General features: G+C 62.8%; 16 protein-coding genes. 11 read left to right on the top strand and 5 right to left on the bottom strand.

Features of this window, described 5'->3' with window-relative positions:
- Positions 1–75 precede the first annotated feature (75 nt).
- The 4 genes from KDB76_RS09605 (at position 76) to puuE (ending at position 4,359) form a co-directional block, all read left to right on the top strand.
- Positions 76–1,404 (top strand): MFS transporter, encoded by a 1,329-nt coding sequence (locus KDB76_RS09605; protein ID WP_013971792.1) that lies wholly within the window; start codon positions 76–78, stop codon positions 1,402–1,404.
- A gap of 88 nt (positions 1,405–1,492) precedes the next feature.
- Positions 1,493–2,410 carry an amidohydrolase family protein gene (locus KDB76_RS09600; RefSeq protein WP_024086592.1) on the top strand — a complete coding sequence of 306 codons (918 nt, stop codon included), beginning with the start codon at positions 1,493–1,495 and terminating at the stop codon, positions 2,408–2,410.
- Positions 2,411–2,593: 183 nt separating this feature from the next.
- A complete protein-coding gene (locus tag KDB76_RS09595; protein WP_024086591.1) occupies positions 2,594–3,466 on the top strand; it encodes a GNAT family N-acetyltransferase in 873 nt (290 codons plus the stop codon).
- Positions 3,466–4,359: an allantoinase PuuE gene (puuE, locus tag KDB76_RS09590; protein WP_024086590.1), complete on the top strand. Its 894-nt coding sequence runs from the start codon at positions 3,466–3,468 to the stop codon at positions 4,357–4,359. The genes KDB76_RS09595 and puuE overlap by 1 nt, the downstream gene beginning before the upstream one ends.
- 33 nt (positions 4,360–4,392) lie before the next feature.
- Here the strand turns inward: puuE and KDB76_RS09585 are convergent, their stop codons facing one another.
- Positions 4,393–5,430, bottom strand: coding sequence for a sterol desaturase family protein (locus KDB76_RS09585; RefSeq protein WP_038409187.1), 1,038 nt, complete (start codon positions 5,428–5,430; stop codon positions 4,393–4,395).
- Positions 5,431–5,835: 405 nt separating this feature from the next.
- Between KDB76_RS09585 and KDB76_RS09580 the strand changes: the two genes are divergently transcribed.
- From KDB76_RS09580 to KDB76_RS09565, 4 genes are all read left to right on the top strand, one after another.
- Positions 5,836–6,705, top strand: coding sequence for an AraC family transcriptional regulator (locus KDB76_RS09580; protein ID WP_024086588.1), 870 nt, complete (start codon positions 5,836–5,838; stop codon positions 6,703–6,705).
- Between the two features lie 202 nt (positions 6,706–6,907).
- Positions 6,908–7,918 (top strand): tRNA dihydrouridine(20/20a) synthase DusA, encoded by a 1,011-nt coding sequence (gene dusA / locus KDB76_RS09575; protein WP_023660669.1) that lies wholly within the window; start codon positions 6,908–6,910, stop codon positions 7,916–7,918.
- 345 nt (positions 7,919–8,263) lie between these two features.
- Positions 8,264–9,190 (top strand): transaldolase, encoded by a 927-nt coding sequence (tal, locus tag KDB76_RS09570; RefSeq protein ID WP_024086587.1) that lies wholly within the window; start codon positions 8,264–8,266, stop codon positions 9,188–9,190.
- A gap of 207 nt (positions 9,191–9,397) precedes the next feature.
- Entirely contained in the window at positions 9,398–11,248 is a 1,851-nt protein-coding gene (locus tag KDB76_RS09565) for an alkaline phosphatase D family protein (RefSeq protein ID WP_038409184.1), read from the top strand.
- 140 nt (positions 11,249–11,388) lie between these two features.
- On the opposite strand, the gene rssC is transcribed toward KDB76_RS09565, so the two are convergent.
- Together rssC and rssB are read right to left on the bottom strand one after the other, a co-directional pair.
- Positions 11,389–11,871, bottom strand: a complete 483-nt coding sequence (gene rssC / locus KDB76_RS09560) for an anti-sigma factor antagonist RssC (protein WP_013971741.1) — start codon at positions 11,869–11,871, stop codon at positions 11,389–11,391.
- A complete protein-coding gene (gene rssB / locus KDB76_RS09555) occupies positions 11,868–13,052 on the bottom strand; it encodes a two-component system response regulator RssB (RefSeq protein ID WP_015269551.1) in 1,185 nt (394 codons plus the stop codon). The genes rssC and rssB overlap by 4 nt, the downstream gene beginning before the upstream one ends.
- Positions 13,053–13,333: 281 nt before the next feature.
- On the opposite strand from rssB, the gene KDB76_RS09550 reads away from it, so the two are divergent.
- On the top strand, positions 13,334–13,633 hold the full coding sequence (locus KDB76_RS09550) for a PilZ domain-containing protein (protein ID WP_013971739.1): 300 nt from the start codon (positions 13,334–13,336) through the stop codon (positions 13,631–13,633).
- 139 nt (positions 13,634–13,772) lie between these two features.
- Here the strand turns inward: KDB76_RS09550 and KDB76_RS09545 are convergent, their stop codons facing one another.
- Positions 13,773–14,480 (bottom strand): VacJ family lipoprotein, encoded by a 708-nt coding sequence (locus KDB76_RS09545; RefSeq protein WP_015269550.1) that lies wholly within the window; start codon positions 14,478–14,480, stop codon positions 13,773–13,775.
- A 199-nt stretch (positions 14,481–14,679) separates the two neighbouring features.
- Here KDB76_RS09545 and KDB76_RS09540 point away from each other — a divergent pair, with 199 nt between their 5' ends.
- A complete protein-coding gene (locus KDB76_RS09540) occupies positions 14,680–15,243 on the top strand; it encodes a hypothetical protein (RefSeq protein ID WP_024086585.1) in 564 nt (187 codons plus the stop codon).
- Positions 15,244–15,365: 122 nt separating this feature from the next.
- Entirely contained in the window at positions 15,366–15,629 is a 264-nt protein-coding gene (locus KDB76_RS09535) for a DUF4404 family protein (RefSeq protein WP_004376395.1), read from the top strand.
- 146 nt (positions 15,630–15,775) lie between these two features.
- Here the strand turns inward: KDB76_RS09535 and queF are convergent, their stop codons facing one another.
- Complete coding sequence (gene queF / locus KDB76_RS09530; protein WP_023662003.1) at positions 15,776–16,606, bottom strand: NADPH-dependent 7-cyano-7-deazaguanine reductase QueF; 831 nt, start codon at positions 16,604–16,606, stop codon at positions 15,776–15,778.
- Positions 16,607–16,658: the final 52 nt, after the last annotated feature.

Below are 16,658 nucleotides of genomic sequence, written 5' to 3'. Positions count from 1 at the left end.
CACCCCTCGCGTGCCTCTCGTGAGCGGGGCACGTTCACACGCGTCACTCCAGAAAAAAAACAATTGGAGAGCACCATGACTTCAGCAACATCGCTGCCGGATGAACTCGAACGCAGCACCATGCGCCGTATCGCCTGGCGACTGCTGCCCTTTCTGATCGTCTGCTACCTGATCGCGATCATCGATCGCGGCAATATCGGCATGGCTTCCCTGCAGATGAACGAGGACCTGCAGCTCACGGCCAAGGTGTTCGGCTTCGCCAGCAGCCTGTTCTTCTTTGCCTACTTCCTGGTCGAAGTGCCCAGCAACCTGGCCATGCAACGCTACGGGGCACGCATCTGGATAGCCCGCATCATGATCACCTGGGGCCTGATCTCGGCAGGCACGGCGTTTGTTCAGGGTGCCAATTCACTGTACGTGATGCGCTTTCTGCTGGGTGCTGCCGAGGCCGGTTTCTTCCCGGGCGTGCTGCTGTACCTCACCTACTGGCTGCCGTCTGCCTACCGCGCGCGCATGGTGGCGCTGTTCATGGTGGCGATCCCTGCCGCCAACTTCATTGGTTCGCCACTGTCGGGCCTGCTGCTGAACCTGGATGGCTGGATGGGCATGCGTGGCTGGCATTGGCTGTTCATTCTCGAAGGCATTCCAGCCGTACTGCTGGGCATCGCCTGCCTGTTCGTGCTTACCGACCGCCCCGAGCAGGCCAAGTGGCTGAGTGACGAGCAACGCGGCTGGCTCACCAAGCGCCTGGCTGATGAAGCCTCGAAAAAGACCGCCATCGGCCATATTTCGCTGTGGAAGCTGCTGCGCCACAAAGACATCTGGGTGCTGGCACTGATCTACTCGGGCGCTTCTGCCGCTGGCAGCACCATGAGCGTGTGGGCCCCGCAGTTGCTGAAAACCTTTGGCCTCAGCGCCATGGAAATCGGCCTGGTGAACGCCATCCCTTACGGCATCGCCTCGGTGCTGATGATCATCTGGGGCCGCAGTTCCGACCGTACCGGCGAGCGTCGCTGGCACACCGCAATGACCATGCTGCTGATTGCAGCAGGCCTGCTGATGACCTTGTTCACCTCGTCCCTGCCGGCAACGGTAGTGATGCTGACCATGGTCCTGGTGGGCGCCTACTCGATGAAAGGGCCGTTCTGGGCGCTGGTGTCGGGTTGGCTGTCCTCCTCGACTGCTGCTGCGGGGCTGGCAGCCGTGGGCGCCATGGCCAACCTGATTGGCGGAGGCATCATGGTCAATGCCTATGGCGCCATTCACGATGCCACCGGCAGCTACTCCTTGGCGCTGATGCCGTTGGCCGCGCTGTGCACCGTGGCCGGGCTCGCGGTACTGGTGATTGGCCGCAAGCGCCAGCGCGAGCAAGCTGAGGCAGCCAGCGCCCTCAGCGCGAAATAAGCCGCGCAAGCCGTACTTCGATGCCCGCTTTCCTGCCTCAGGAACGTGGGCATCGTCATTTCACAACAACAATAAACGAGGAATATCCATGACGTTGTCTCGTCGTCAATTCTTGCAGGCCACCGGTGCACTGGGTGCTGTCGCCTCCATGGGCGCCATAGCCGACGTGCCCTTCAGCAAGGGCGATGCGCACCCGCGCCTGACGCCGCCCGCAGGCAGCATCGACTGCCACATGCACCTCTACGACAGCCGTATCCCGGCCGCACCCGGAGCTACCCTGCTGCCGGCGGATGCCTCGCTGGAGGATTACCGCAAACTGCAGCAGCGCCTGGGCATCCGCCGCATGGTCATCGTCACGCCATCGACCTACGGCACCGATAACCGGGTGATGCTCGATGGCTTGTTGCGCAGCCGCGGCGATGCCCGGGGTGTGGCGGTTGTGTCCAATGCGATTACCGACGCAGAGCTTGCCGAACTGCACCAGGCAGGAGTGCGTGGTATCCGCTTCAACCTGAGCGTTGGCAGCCAGGTGCTCGATGGGCTAGAAAGCCTGGCCGCGCGGGTCGGCGAACTGGGCTGGAACGTACAGGTCGCTCCCGGGCCGCTGCTGCCCGAGGTTGCCCCGCGCTTGCTGGCCTTGCCAGGCAAGATCGTTATCGACCACATGGGCCATGTGCCACAGCCAGACGCGCTGAAGTCGCCGGCTTTCGCCGCACTGGTGCGGTTGCTGGACACCGACCGGGCATGGATCAAGCTGTCGGCACCTTATCTTCGCTCGAAAATCGGAGCACCGCTGTTCGAGGACGTCGGCCGAGTCGCCAGTGCACTGATCAACCATCGCCCTGATCGCATGCTATGGGGTAGCGACTGGCCGCACCCGACGCTTGCCGCCGAGCAGAAACCCGACGATGCGCTGATCCTTGACCTGCTGATGAGCTGGGCTCCAAAGGAGCAAACCCAGACCCTGATCTTGCGCGACAACCCCGCCCAGCTCTACGACTTCTGATCACCTGCCAAACCGAAACGTCGCCCGCATCGGCCGAATGACGAAACTACTCAGATCTATCACGATGAACATGCCCTGCAGGCGTCGTAACGGCCTGGATCAATACTCGCGTTAAAGCTATACCCAAAGGGTTCCGAGTGACGATGAACCATCCGCCCTGTTAGCAACTGGGGGAACTTAGCGGTGTCGAATCAGCTGGTCATACGCAACATGACCCGTCCCGAACTGGACGAGCTCGTCGATTGGGCTGCCCGTGAGGGTTGGAATCCCGGCGTTCACGATGCCGAGCTGTTCTGGGCCACGGACCCTGCCGCCTTCATTGCAGCGTCCTGGGGCGGCGAATTGATCGGTGGCGGTGCCATCACTTCCTACAACGGCGAATTCGGTTTCATGGGCTTTTTCATCGTCCGGCCCGAGTATCGCGGTCAAGGCCTGGGCGATACCCTCTGGCACGCACGCCGCGAGCGACTCCTCGCCCGCCTGCGCCCAGGCGCGAGCATTGGCATGGATGGCGTCTTCGCAATGCAGGACTACTACGCCAAGGGTGGGTTCGTCTTCTCCCATCGCAACATGCGTTTTCGTGCCAAGGCCACCGAACGCCCGGCGCCTTCGCAGGTAGACAACCAGGACATCGTCCCGTTGGCCACCTTCCCGTTCGATGAGGTGGTCGATTACGACCGCACCTGCTTCCCTGCCGCGCGCGCAGCCTTCCTGAGCGGGTGGATAGCCCAGGCCGATGCACTCGCCGTGGGTTGCCGCCGCGAGGGCAGGCTTAGCGGCTATGGCGTGGCAAGGCGCTGCCGGGAAGGCTACAAGATCGGCCCCTTGTTCGCCGATGACGCGCTGGCAGCCAATGCCCTCTACGCGCGCCTGGCAGAATTTGCGCGAGGTTGCCCGCTGTTTCTGGATGCCCCCGAGAATAACCCCGCCGCGATGGCGCTTGTGCGCCAACAGGGCATGATCGAGGTTTTCGGCTGCGCACGCATGTACCTCGGCCCTCCTCCGGCGATCGCACACGAACGTGTGTTCGCCGTAACGACCTTCGAGCTGGGCTGATGTCCGCTCGCAACCTGATCGGTTATGGCGGCAACCCACCCCACCCGCGATGGCCCGGTGGGGCGCGCGTCGCGGTCCAGTTCGTACTCAACATCGAAGAGGGTGCGGAGTCATGCATGCTCAATGGCGACGCACAGTCGGAGGCCTGGCTTCATGAGCTACCGGGCCGCCCGCCGCGTGTGGGGGAACCGGACCTGAGCGTCGAGGGCATGTACGAATACGGATCGCGCGCAGGTGTGTGGCGCATTCTGGAGCTGTTCGGCGCCAGGGGGCTGCCGCTGACCGCCTTTGCCGTTGGCCGAGCACTGGAACTGACCCCGGCGGTTGGCCATGCGCTTTGCGCTGCCGGACATGAGATTGCCGGGCATGGCTACCGTTGGCTGGACTATCGCGACATGCCTGAAGACCAGGAGCGGCGCCATATCCGCCTCACCATCGACGTGATCGAGCAGATCTGCGGTAAACGCCCCGTAGGTTGGTATACAGGAAGGGTCAGCCAGAACACCCGCCGCCTGTTGCGTGAGGAAGGCGGGTTTCTCTATAGCTCGGATGCCTACAATGATGATCTGCCCTATTGGCTCCCAGGCTCGCCCGCCCACCTGGTGATTCCGTACACACTGGTCAACAACGACGCCCGCTATCTGCTGCCCAATGGCTTCGCCTGCGGTGAAGACTTCTTCCGGCTGCTGAAGGATGCTTTCGACCTGTTGTGGCAGGAGGGCGCGCACCACCCGAAGATGATGAGCGTTGGCCTGCATGGACGGATCAGCGGCCATCCTGGTCGGGCGATGGCGCTGGCGCGCTTTCTCGATTACGTGCAGGACCACGACGGGGTGTGGGTCTGCCGGCGCGAAGAGATTGCCAGGCACTGGATAGCCCAGTTCCCCGCCTGAGCGGTCAGTCGTTCGCAACAAACACGGGATCAGCTAACGGCCTGCCCTGCCGGACGCGCCGAGCACAGCCTTGCGCTGGCATTTCATCAGGACCTTACGGCCGGTTTCGACAAAGGGCGTGACGATCAGGCTATAGACCGTCAGGTAACGCTGGTGGTCCTGCTCACCGGTGCCGAAGCGGATGCTTTCGGGCGTTGATGTAGTGACATAGAGCGTGCCGAACATCCAGTCCCAGAGGGACAGGTTGGTGCCGAAGTTCCGGTTGAAATGGCGCGGGGCGTCACTGTGATGGATCTGGTGCTGGGCCGGGCTGTTCAACACATGTTCCAGCTGCGGGCCGAACGACAGCCAGACATGGCTATGCCGCAGATTGGCCGCCAGGCTGTTGAAGATGAACACCAGGTAGGTCACGCCGAACAGGGTGTAGCGGCTGACTTCACCGCCGCAGAGGTACCAGAAGCATCCGGCGTAGAAGCCGATGCCAATGCCTGTGCTCAGTTTCTCGACGATCTTTTCCACGAAATGCACCCGGCTCGCTGTCGCCGGCACCAGCACGGGCGCCGAATGATGGACTTTGTGAAAGGCCCAGAGCCAGCGGGAGTGAAAGGCCCGGTGCGCCCAGTAATGGATGAAGTCCTTGAGCAGGAACACCCCCAACCCGTAGAGCAGGGACAGTGCAAGGTTCTCGCCCAGGCGCGGTCGCGCGCCCCAGAGGTTGCTGAAAAAGGCCAGGTAATCGCCGGAGCGCAGGATGTAGGGGTCGACCAGTTGGACGACGGGCAGCACCAGTGCAACCTTGAGGATGGCCCGCACGAAGTAGTAGCGGTAGTCCAGCAGCGCCGAGGGATGCAGATGTACCAGGGCGCCGCCGATGAACTGCCAGAACGACTGGGCGTCGCTCAGGCCGCGCTGCTTCCTGAAGCGGAACAGGCCATAGGCTGCGCCATAGGAGATGCAAAGGAACAAGGCCCCGAAACGGCCGTTCATATTGAAAATGCCGAGAAACTGGTCGGTAACGGGCGTAATTACCCACTCGGTCAGGTGCTCAAAGACAAGCGACAGGGCATCCACGAAACGTCAGCCTCGGCAAAAGGGACGCAATTGTAAATCAGATTGATTTACTCCAGTGGTTTTATGCAGGCCTGGTGCTGCCTCACCAGCTCCCGCCTGCAGGCACTGCCGCAGTTGAAACTGGGCGGCGGAGTGCGCTGGCGAGGCTCGGAGTTCATTGATCAGCGTGAACGACCCGCTTCGCCCAGTCGACCGATCATGCCGGGCCGGTTACGCTGGTGCTTCCTCTCGCACGGAAGCGCCAGCGATTGCATTCACCCTACTGCCCTCCCCTGCGAACACCGAAGCACCGGTGCCATCCACGGCACGGTCAAGACAATCCCCGATACAGCAATCCCGGCTAGGCGCCTGCATGGCTGAACAACGGATGCTAGCGCTCACCGCACCTCCCGGAGATTCCGTTCGTTGACTGACTCACAGCACAAAGCGACCTACGCGAAACGGTTCGAAGCCGTGCTTGCCTACATCGACAGCCACCTCGAAGGTGACCTGTCGGTAAATGCCCTGAGCCGCGTCGCGCACTTCTCGGCATTTCATTTCCATCGGCAGTTCACGGCATACATGGGCATTCCGGTTTCACGGTATGTGCAACTGATGAGGCTTCGACGCGCGGCGCACCAACTGGTCGCCTCGCCTGCCATCTCCGTGCTGGAGGCAGCTTTCGGCGCCGGCTTCGAAAGCCCCGAAGCCTTTTCCAGGGCTTTCAAGCGTGCGTTTGGCATGGCGCCGAGCGTATTCGCCAAGGCCCCGAACTGGCAGGCCTGGAGTGCGGTTTTCGTTGTTCCTCATCTTTCAAGGAGTATCACCATGCAGATCCGCATCGTGGATTTCGCCGAAACCCATGTGGCCGCGCTCGAACACCAAGGGGCGCCCGGCCTGGTCAGTGAAAGCGTCGCGCGTTTTCGCCAATGGCGCATTCAAAGCGGCCAGTCACCGGTGGCCAGCTGCCGAACCTTCGGCATCCCCTACGACAACCCCGACACCACCCCGGCGCACGCCTTTCGCTTCGCCGTGTGTGGCGAGATATGCGAAGCCGTGCAGCCCAACGATTTTGGCGTGCACGAACGCATCATCCCGGCGGGCCGCTGCGCCGTTATCCGGCATACCGGCTCGCCTGACTACATTGGCGAAACCATCTATCCGCTTTATCGGGACTGGCTACCTTCGAGCGACGAGGAACTGCGGGATCATCCGTTGTTCTTTCACTACTTGAGCGTGTATCCGGAAACGCCGCTGGAGCAATGGCAAACGGATATCTACGTGCCGCTCAAGTAAGTTGGCTGGTGGCTAATCTGGGGAGAAGGCTGCAGGGCCGCGCATAGATCGAGTCCAGACGGATGCCCGGCTCTCTTGGTAAACTAGCTGCCTGCCCTGGCTATCACCGAGCACTTGCCGTCGACTTTTGCCAGGGCGCGCAACCGGATTGCTAAAAACACCTTCGAAACTGCTGAATTTGGTACAAGACACGTTGAACGATATGACCACAAACCCAGGCTCTAACCCAGCAACCACGCGCCCTGAGCCTTCCCGTCGCTTCAGCGTTGCACCCATGATGGACTGGACAGACCGCCATTGCCGGTTCTTCCTGCGCCTGCTTTCCAAAAACACCCTGCTGTACACCGAAATGGTCACCACCGGTGCCCTGCTGCACAACGACGCCCAGCGTTTCCTGCGCCACGACGTCTCCGAGCACCCGCTGGCCCTGCAACTGGGCGGCAGCGTGCCGGCCGACCTGGCCGCCTGTGCCCGCCTGGCCGAGGAGGCTGGCTACGATGAGGTCAACCTCAACGTCGGCTGCCCGAGTGACCGGGTGCAGAACAACATGATCGGCGCCTGCCTCATGGCCCACCCGGCGCTGGTGGCCGATTGCGTGAAAGCCATGCGCGATGCAGTGTCGACCCCGGTGACGGTCAAGCACCGCATCGGTATCAATGGCCGCGACAGCTACGCCGAGCTGTGCGACTTCGTCGGCCAGGTGCGCGAGGCAGGTTGCGGGAGCTTTACCGTGCATGCGCGCATCGCGATCCTGGAAGGGCTGTCGCCGAAGGAGAACCGTGAGATTCCGCCGCTGCGCTATGACGTGGCGGCGCAGTTGAAGGCGGACTTCCCGGACCTGGAGATCGTGCTCAACGGCGGGATAAAGACCCTGGCCGAGTGCCAGGCACACCTTGAAACCTTCGATGGGGTGATGCTGGGGCGTGAGGCGTACCACAACCCTTACCTGCTGGCCGAGGTGGACCAGCAGCTGTTCGGCAGCGAGGCGGCGGTGGTCAGCCGCAGCGAGGCGCTGGCGCAGTTGCGGCCTTATATCGTCGCGCACATGGAAAGTGGTGGCGCGATGCACCACGTTACCCGGCATATCCTGGGGCTGGCCCAAGGGTTCAAGGGGGCGCGGCGCTTCCGCCAGTTGCTGTCGGCGGATATCCACAAGGTGGCGGAGCCGTTGGCGGTGTTCGACCAGGCGGTGGAGCTGTTGCAGGGGCGGTAATTCAGCAGGTGAGCCTGATCGCCAGCAAACCATCCCCTCCAGGATGCCGCAGGGGTTCAGATATATGCAGATGCTGTGGGAGCGGGTTTACCCGCGAAGAAAACAACTCGGTACATGGCACCGGCTTCGCCGGTGTTCGCGGGTAAACCCGCTCCCACAGGGATGGCGCAAACCACCACATTTTGTGTAAGCCAGTTGTATCTCCAGCGGCCCTTGCAAGCAGATGCGGAACCTAGGGGCCGCTTGCGACTCGAATCCTCACCTTTCGCACCGCGCTTCGCGAGCCCTTGAGTGGCCGTCGGGGCTCGGGTAATGTCGAGTCATTGCACAGGACAGAGCACGCCCATGACCTCCAAGCTGGAACAACTCAAGCAGTTCACCACCGTGGTCGCCGACACCGGGGACCTGGACGCCATCACCCGCCTGAAACCGGTCGATGCCACCACCAACCCGTCGCTGCTGCTCAAGGCTGCGGCCATCCCGGGTTACGCCGATCTGCTCAAGCAGGTAAAGGCCGATGCCAAGGGTAATGTCGACCTGGCCTGCGACAAGTTCGCGGTGGCCGTGGGCTCGGGCATCCTCAAGGTCATCCCGGGGCGTATCTCCACCGAGGTCGATGCCCGCCTGTCGTTCGATGAACCCGCGCTGCTGGCCAAGGCGCGCAAGCTGATCGAGCTGTACGAAGCCGCCGGTGTTGGCCGCGAACGCGTGCTGATCAAGCTGGCCTCCACCTGGGAAGGCATCCGCGCCGCCGAGAAGCTGGAGAAGGAAGGCATCCAGACCAACCTCACCCTGCTGTTCTCCTTTGCCCAGGCCCAGGCTTGCGCCGATGCCGGGGTGTTCCTGATTTCGCCGTTCGTGGGCCGTATCTACGACTGGTACAAGAAGAGCACCGGCAAGGAATACGTGGGCGCCGAAGACCCGGGCGTGCAGTCGGTCACTCGCATCTACAACTACTACAAGGCCAACGGCTACAAGACTGTGGTCATGGGCGCCAGCTTCCGCAATATCGGCCAGATCGAACAGCTGGCCGGCTGCGACCGCCTGACCATCAGCCCGGAACTGCTGCAGCAGCTCAGCGATGACCAGGGCAACCTGCCGCAGGTGCTGAAGCCAGGCAATGCCGGCGAGGCCAAGCAACAGCTGAACGAAAGCCAGTTCCGCTGGGCCATGAACGAAGATGCCATGGGTACCGAGAAACTGGCCGAGGGCATTCGCCAGTTCGCGCGGGACCAGGAGAAGCTGGAGAAGTTGATGGCTGAAAAGGCCTGATACATTTCGGGATTGCCTGACGGGCGGGAAGTGTTCAGCATTTTCCGCCCGTTTTTGTTTTACCTGGCCTTAGATTTGTATTGAATTCCAGGGCCTCTTCGCGGGTAAACCCGCTCCCACAAGGATTCCCACAGGCCAGAAGTTGGCGCTGTACCTGTGGGAGCGGGTTTACCCGCGAAGAGGCCCGAGAAGCCACCTGAGCTGTCGATGACCTCCTCTACCCAATTGCCCCTCGTACTCGCCGGCCCGGTACTGCGCCGCCTGGAACCCCAGCGCCTGGCCATCTGGCTGGTCGCCACGCAACCGCTGCAAGCCGAATTCATCTTCCCGGCAGGCGAGGCCCAGGTCGATTGCCAGGTGGTGGCGGTGGGCCAGCACGCCTTCATCCACCTGCTGGACATCCACTTCGCCCAGCCGCTGCCCTGCAACCAGCTGCTCGACTATGACCTGCTGATCAACGGCCAGGGCATCGCAGGCTGGGCGCCGCACCTGCTCTACCCCGGCGCCCGGCGCCCAAGCCTGGTACTGCGCGATCGGCTCGACCACCTGCTGCACGGTTCCTGCCGCAAGCCGCATTTTCCGGCCGCCGATGGCCTGCTATGCGCCGACCGCCTGCTGCAGGCCTGCGAAAAACCCGCGGACCGCCCCGCCGTGCTGCTGATGACCGGCGACCAGGTCTATGCCGACGACGTCGCCGGCCCGATGCTGCGCGCCATCCACAGCCTGATTGCGCGGCTGGGCCTGTTCGACGAGCAACTGGAGGGCGCGGTGGTGCCCGACAGCCAGGCGCTGTACCAGCACCCGGCCTGCTATTACCACCGCGCCGACCTGCTGCCGGCGCAGGAACGCAACGAAACCCTGCGCGAGCGCTTTTTCGGCGGCAAGCGCAAGCCGATCTTCTCGTCCAGCAACGCCGACAACCACCTGGTGACCTTCGCCGAGGTCATGGCCATGTACCTGCTGGTGTGGTCACCGGTGCCCTGGCAGCTGGTGAACCTGGACATGCCCGACGGGCTCACCGCACCGCGCCAGGCACGTTACCGGCAGGAGCTGCCGCTGATCCAGGCGTTTGCCGACAACCTCGGCCAGGTAGCGCGGGTGATGGCCCACCTGCCGTGCCTGATGATCTTCGACGACCACGACATCACCGACGACTGGAACCTATCGGCGCTATGGGAAGAAACCACCTACGGCCACCCCTTCTCGCGGCGGATCATCGGCAATGCCCTGCTCGGCTACCTGCTGTGCCAGGCTTGGGGTAACGACCCGCAGGGTTGCAAGCCACTGGTCGGGCAATGCCAGGCGTTGAACAGCCAGACCCAGGATGAGCTGATCGGCGCACTGCTGCGCTTCCAGGGCTGGCAGTTCAGCCTGCCCACCAACCCACCCTTGCTGGTGCTGGACACCCGCACCCGCCGCTGGCGTAGCGAAAGCAGCCTGGCCAAGCCGTCCGGGCTGCTCGACTGGGAGGCGCTGAGCGAGTTGCAGCAAGCACTGCTGGACCACCCCTCGGCGATCATCGTGTCGCCTGCACCGATTTTTGGCGTGAAGCTGATCGAGACGGTGCAGAAGCTGTTCAGCTGGCTGGGCTACCCGCTGCTGGTGGATGCCGAGAACTGGATGGCCCACCGCGGCGCAGCGCAGGTCATCCTCAACATCTTCCGCCACTCGCGCACGCCGGGGCACTACGTGGTGCTGTCCGGCGATGTGCATTACTCGTTCGTCTATGAAGTGCTGATCCGCCACCGCCAGCGCAGCCCGCACTTGTGGCAGGTGACCAGCAGCGGGATCAAGAACGAATTCCCGCGGCGCCTGCTGGATGTGCTCGACCGGCTCAACCGCTGGCTGTATGCGCCGCGCTCGCCGCTCAACTGGTTTACCAAGCGGCGGGAAATGGAGGTGGTGCCGCGTACGCCCAGCCATAGCAAGGCTGGCGAGCGGTTGTGGAACGGTGCGGGGTTGGGGCAGGTGTTCTTCGATGAACAGGGGCGGCCGGCGCGGGTGTATCAGCTGGATGCGGGTGGGGGTGAGGCTACCGAGTTTGCGCGGCGAGGGTGATCAGGCAGGTAATGCTTGTGTTGGCCTTGCCGGCCTCTTCGCGGGTAAACCCGCTCCTACAGGTAGAGTGCATGACTCAAGACTGGTGCATAACCTGTGGGAGCGGGTTTACCCGCGAAGAGGCCGGTACAGGCTGAAGATCAGGTCCGCTCCAGCGCATTGACCAGGTCATGGAAGGCTTCGCGGTTGGAGTCGTTCAGGCCCATGAGGATCTTGTGCGCCTCCAGCACCTTGGAGCGCACCACGTCTTCGTTCTGGTCCTGGGATGGCAGGTCGGTCAGGCATTCCGGACACGGGATCGGCCGATCGACGATGTTGAACACCTGATCGAAGCCCATCGACTGCAACAACCGGGAAATGTCCGGGTTGGTGGTGACCACGGTCGGCAACAGGCCCACCTTCTGGCGCGACAGGATCGACAACTTGGCCAGCAGGCCCAGGGTGGTACTGTCGATGCTCTCGGTTTCGGTCAGGTCAATGACAATCGCCGAGAAGTTCAATGCGGTGAAAATCTTCTCGATCGTCGCATCCAGCGCCGAACACAGGGTCAGGCGCACTTCACCGACGAATTTCAGGACGAAGGTGCCGCTCTGCTCGGCGAACTGGATTCTACCGGTACTCATTGAAGGTTCCTGCTCAACACCAATAGGGCGATATCATCCGGCATCTCCCCAAGCGTAGCCAATCCGAATCGTTGACGCAGCCCATCCAGGCTGCCACCTGCTGCCCTGACGATTTCCGGCAGGGCGGTTTCTTTATCTTTGAGCGTATCACCCGGCAAAAGGTCCAGAATGCCATCGGACATCAGGCTGAGGCTGAACTGCGGCGGCAGCTCCACTACCAGGTCCTGGTAAGTAGCCTCGTCGAACAGCCCCACCGGCAGGCCGCGGCCTTCCAGGTAGCGGGTGTGCTCGGGGGTGTGCAGCACCGGCAGCGGCAGATGGCCGCCAACGGCGTAGGTCAGCAGGCCGGTGTCTTCATCGATTACCCCGCCAACCATGGTCACGTGCTTGCCCAGCTTGCAGTTGATCAGCCCGCGGTTGATGTGGCTGAGCACCTGCGAAGGTTTGAACTCGCGCATTTTGCTGCCGCGCTTGAATTCGAACAACAGCCGTGTGGTCATGAACTTCAGCAGCACGGTGACGAACGCTGAGGACGCGCCATGCCCGGAGACGTCGGCGAGATAGAAAGCGATGCGCCGTTCGTCCACCCGGAAGTAATCGGCAAAATCACCCGACAGGTACAGCGACGGGATGATTTGGTGCTCGAAGGCGAACTCGCCGGCCACCCAAGGGCTTTCCGGCAGCATGTTCATCTGCACCTGGCGACCGGCGGTCTGGTCCTCCTGCAGCAGATGCAGGCTGGCTTCCAGTTCGCGATTGGCGGCTTCGAGCTTGTCGCGGTAGCGCTGGTTTTCCAGCACCAGACGCGAGCGGTCGAGGGCGCGGCGCACCGAATGCTCGAGCACGGCCAGGTCTTCCAGCGGCTTGATCAGGTAGTCGGCAGCGCCCAGGCGCAACGCTTCCACCGCATCACTCATGACGCCGGCACCGGACACCACGATCACCGGCAACTGCGGGGCGCGCTCGCTGACCTGGCGGATCAGTTCGAGGCCGCCCATCTGCGGCATGCGCAGATCGCAGATCACGAGGTCGGGCTGGTGTTCTTCGAAGACCTGAAGCCCCTGCTGGCCATTGCCGGCCTGGAGGACGCTGAAGCCACTGTCTTCAAGATAGGCGGCGAGGCTTGCACGTACCACGTCGTCGTCATCGATGATCAGCAGCGTTGCACTGGTTTTCTGCATGTGGGCGAACGGCGCCGATTTAGGTTGGTGCAGCGGTGTCGGCAAGGCAGACGGCCAGCTACGGGAATTCTTTATGGTCACACTCTACTTGAGTTGTAGGACAAGAACACCTGCCCGGCAACTGTCTGGCAACTGCGAGAGCTACCTTGTAAGGCGCAGACGGTACTCCCATCCGGCAGGCGTTTCAAGCATGCAAGGGTCGACCCCGGCGCACTTTACAGGGCAAATCACCGAGAGTTATAAGAAAGTCGACCAGCGCAACCCGACGGGAAGGATGCAGCATGCCCCACACGCCCTCCAGCCACGGCGAGAAACGCGATTTCATCCGCATGCGCATCGACACCGAGGTCAGCCTTCTGCACGAAGGCCAGGTGATCGCGGCAGTGTGCCTTGACCTGTCCAGCGGCGGCATGCAGGTGCAGGCACCGCAGCGCTTCCAGGTGGGGGACCATATCGAGGTACGGATCGAGTCCGAGCATCCGGCGCTGAAAGGGCTGCACGCCAGCACGGAAGTGGTGTGGATTGCCGACCAGCCGGGCGGGCAGCAGAAGTTCGGGTTGCGGATTGTGGCGATGCATTGATGGGCCCCGTGGGAGCGGCCTTGTGTCGCGAAAGGGCCGTGAAGCGGCCCCGGCAATACACGCGTGGATGCTGAGATCTGGGGCTGCTACGCAGCCCTTTCGCGACGCAAGGCCGCTCCCACAAAGAACCCGCGCAGGATCAGAAGTCGTCTTCGACCTCGCCATCCTTGACTTTGAACTCGCGGTTCTGCAGGTAGGCGTTGCGAATGAAGATGTACTTGTCACCCTGGATCAGCTTCTCTGCCGACAGCAGGTCGGCGCGGGTGTCGATGATATCCAGGGCAAAGATCGAATTGCGCGTCGGCACATGGTCGATGTAGCGGTAGGGTTTGGTGTAGGTATCCGGGTACTTGGCCACGCCGTCACGCACGGTGCTCGGGCCCAGCAGCGGGATGACCACGTACGGGCCGCTCGGCACGCCCCAGTAGCCGAGGGTCTGGCCAAAATCCTCGTCGTTGCGCTGCAGGCCCATCTTGGTACCCACGTCGAAGAAGCCGCCCAGGCCGAAGGTGGTGTTGACGATCAGCCGCGCAGTGTCCACGCCCGCCGCATGGGGCTTGAACTGCAGCAGGTCGTTGGCCAGGTTGGTCACGTCGCCCAGGTTGCGGAAGATGTTGTGGATGCCATCTTCGAGGAACTGCGGGGTGACCGCCTGGTAGCCCTTGGCCAATGGCTTGAGGGCATAGGTGTCGAGGGTATCGTTGAAACGGAAGATCGGGCGGTTGACCGCTTCCCAGGGATCTTCCTCGGTGGCTGCCTGGGTGGCTGCCACGGGCGCCAGCAGCATGCTGGCGCAGACACAGGCCTGGGTGACTCGTTCGATCACACTGGCACCGATCCTACGCATAGGTGTTCTCCATCGAATTTCTCGGCCGCAAGCGCAAACGGGTGCGCTGCTGTACGGCGGCAGTATAGAGGCTTGCGGGCTGATAAACAGCTTTACACATCGCTGCTCAATATTTTGTGAACAACTGTTGCGCGGTGCCGGTTGTCACAGGGCGGTAACAATCGCCGAATAGCCTGCGGACTATTTGAGGGAAGTTGCCATGGACAATGCACCCGCCTTCACCGCTGTGCTGTTCGGCTTGCGCGGCTGCCTGGTGCAAGCCGCCAACGGTACCCCCTCGCCCGCCCCCGGCGCGCTGGCCACCCTCGCCAGCCTGCGCCAGCGCCGGGTGCCGTGCATCTGGCTGGACGACCTCGACGCCCCCCAAAGCAAGCGCCTGGCGCACGTACTGCCCGCCTGGCTACCGGGGCATTCGGTGACCGGCGTGCGCTGGCCGGCGCCGAACGCCTGCTGGCAGGCCCTGATGACGCTGGACAGCGAACGCCTGGACGGCTGCGTGCTGGTCAGCGGCGACCCACGCCTGCTGCAATCTGGCCTGAACGCGGGGCTGTGGACGGTGGGGCTGGCTGCCTGCAGCCCGTTCTGCGACCGCAGCTCGCGGCAATGGCAAGCCTTGACCCCGCAGGAGCAGGACCTGGCCCGTGGCAAGGCGACGCTGGAACTGTTCAGCCTGGGCGTGCACTCGGTCATCGACCACCTGGAAGCGCTGGACACCTGCCTGCAGGACATCGCCCAACGCCGGCGCAAGGGCGAAAAACCCTGATACAGCACCGTTGACGCGGATCATGCAAAGCATCGGCAGGTGGATTACGCTGAAGACAGGCCAGAACCTTTGCCGCTTCGCTGAGGTCCATGGCTTGCCAAGCCATTGATGGAGAACTGCCAATGCCTGCCCGCGAATTGCAAGAGCGCCTGAACAGCTTGCGCGAGCAACTGGATCGCAACGTGCCGCTTTCGGACGAGGAGCTGGCCGCGCTGCACGAAGAAGCGCGCCAGATCGAGGCGCAACTGAAGCTTGAGGAAGCCACGCCAGACAACAACCTGGTGGACGGCGTGAACCTGGCGATCGAACGCTTCGAGGCCGACCACCCCGACCTCACCGCCACGCTGCGCAGCATTGCCAACTCGCTGCACAGCATGGGGATCTAGAAATACTGGGGCCGCTTTGCGGCCCTATCGCGACACAAGGCCGCTCCTACAGGTACAGCGCAAGCCCCAAATCTTGCGCTGTACCTGTAGGAGCGGCCTTGTGTCGCGATAGGGGCGCGAAGCGCCCCCCGGCGTACTTGCGAACCTTACTGCCGAACCAGGCGCATGTTGTCCGGGCTGATCGCCCCCGTGCTGCGGTAAGGGTTGATATCCAGCCCACCCCGGCGCACATAGCGCGCATACACCGTCAAATGCTCCGGCTGCAGCAGGTTCTTCAAGTCCAGGTAGATCCGCTCCACACACTGCTCGTGGAAGTCGGCATGCTGGCGGAAGCTGATCAGGTAGGTCAGCAGGCTGGCATGGTCCAGCGCCCTGCCCTTGTATTCGACCACCACGCTGCCCCAGTCCGGCTGACCGGTGACCGGGCAGTTGGACTTCAGCAGGTGGCTGTGCAGGGTTTCTTCCACCTGTTGCTCCGGGTTGCAGCGCAGCAGCTCTGGCTGCGGCTGTTCGTAGTTGCTGATGGCAACGTCCAGCTCATCGATGCACTGCCCCGGCAAGGCCACCACGCCTTGGGCCTCGACCTCGGCCAGGGTGCGCACTTTCACGCCCACCGGCTTGCCGGCGGCGGCGGACAGGTCTTTCTCCAGGCACGCCTGCAGCTCGCCAAGCGAGGCGAACACCGTCTGGTTCAACGAGTTCAGATACAGCTTGAACGACTTGGACTCGATGATGTTCGGCGAGTCGGCGGGGATGGCGAACTCGCCGATCGCCACCACCGGCTTGCCCGACGGCAGCAGCCAGCTCAGCTCGAAGCAGTTCCAGTAATCCACACCCTGCCACGGCAAGGTCTGGGCGGTAACGCCCAGCTCGGCCCACTTGGCGGTACGCGGGATCGGGAACAGCAGCTCCGGGGAATAGGTGGCAATGTATTCGCTGGACTTGCCCAGCGGGGAATGTTCGGCAGCGGGATGCATGGAAACTGACCTGAAGGTTCGAAATTGCCCCTAGTCTACCGGTTTTGCACCC

The sequence above is a fragment of the Pseudomonas sp. JS425 genome, assembly GCF_018223845.1.
In the GTDB taxonomy this organism is placed as follows: Bacteria; Pseudomonadota; Gammaproteobacteria; order Pseudomonadales; family Pseudomonadaceae; genus Aquipseudomonas; species Aquipseudomonas asiatica.
This window is presented reverse-complemented; position numbering and strand designations above follow the sequence as displayed.

Excerpts from the sequence above, each read along its gene's own strand:
- KDB76_RS09605 (WP_013971792.1), top strand. The coding sequence starts at position 76 with ATGACTTCAGCAACATCGCTGCCGGATGAACTCGAACGCAGCACCATG.
- KDB76_RS09600 (WP_024086592.1), top strand. The coding sequence starts at position 1,493 with ATGACGTTGTCTCGTCGTCAATTCTTGCAGGCCACCGGTGCACTGGGT.
- puuE (WP_024086590.1), top strand. The coding sequence starts at position 3,466 with ATGTCCGCTCGCAACCTGATCGGTTATGGCGGCAACCCACCCCACCCG.
- dusA (WP_023660669.1), top strand. The coding sequence starts at position 6,908 with ATGACCACAAACCCAGGCTCTAACCCAGCAACCACGCGCCCTGAGCCT.
- tal (WP_024086587.1), top strand. The coding sequence starts at position 8,264 with ATGACCTCCAAGCTGGAACAACTCAAGCAGTTCACCACCGTGGTCGCC.
- KDB76_RS09565 (WP_038409184.1), top strand. The coding sequence starts at position 9,398 with ATGACCTCCTCTACCCAATTGCCCCTCGTACTCGCCGGCCCGGTACTG.
- rssC (WP_013971741.1), bottom strand. The coding sequence starts at position 11,871 with ATGAGTACCGGTAGAATCCAGTTCGCCGAGCAGAGCGGCACCTTCGTC.
- rssB (WP_015269551.1), bottom strand. The coding sequence starts at position 13,052 with ATGCAGAAAACCAGTGCAACGCTGCTGATCATCGATGACGACGACGTG.
- KDB76_RS09550 (WP_013971739.1), top strand. The coding sequence starts at position 13,334 with ATGCCCCACACGCCCTCCAGCCACGGCGAGAAACGCGATTTCATCCGC.
- KDB76_RS09545 (WP_015269550.1), bottom strand. The coding sequence starts at position 14,480 with ATGCGTAGGATCGGTGCCAGTGTGATCGAACGAGTCACCCAGGCCTGT.
- KDB76_RS09540 (WP_024086585.1), top strand. The coding sequence starts at position 14,680 with ATGGACAATGCACCCGCCTTCACCGCTGTGCTGTTCGGCTTGCGCGGC.
- KDB76_RS09535 (WP_004376395.1), top strand. The coding sequence starts at position 15,366 with ATGCCTGCCCGCGAATTGCAAGAGCGCCTGAACAGCTTGCGCGAGCAA.
- queF (WP_023662003.1), bottom strand. The coding sequence starts at position 16,606 with ATGCATCCCGCTGCCGAACATTCCCCGCTGGGCAAGTCCAGCGAATAC.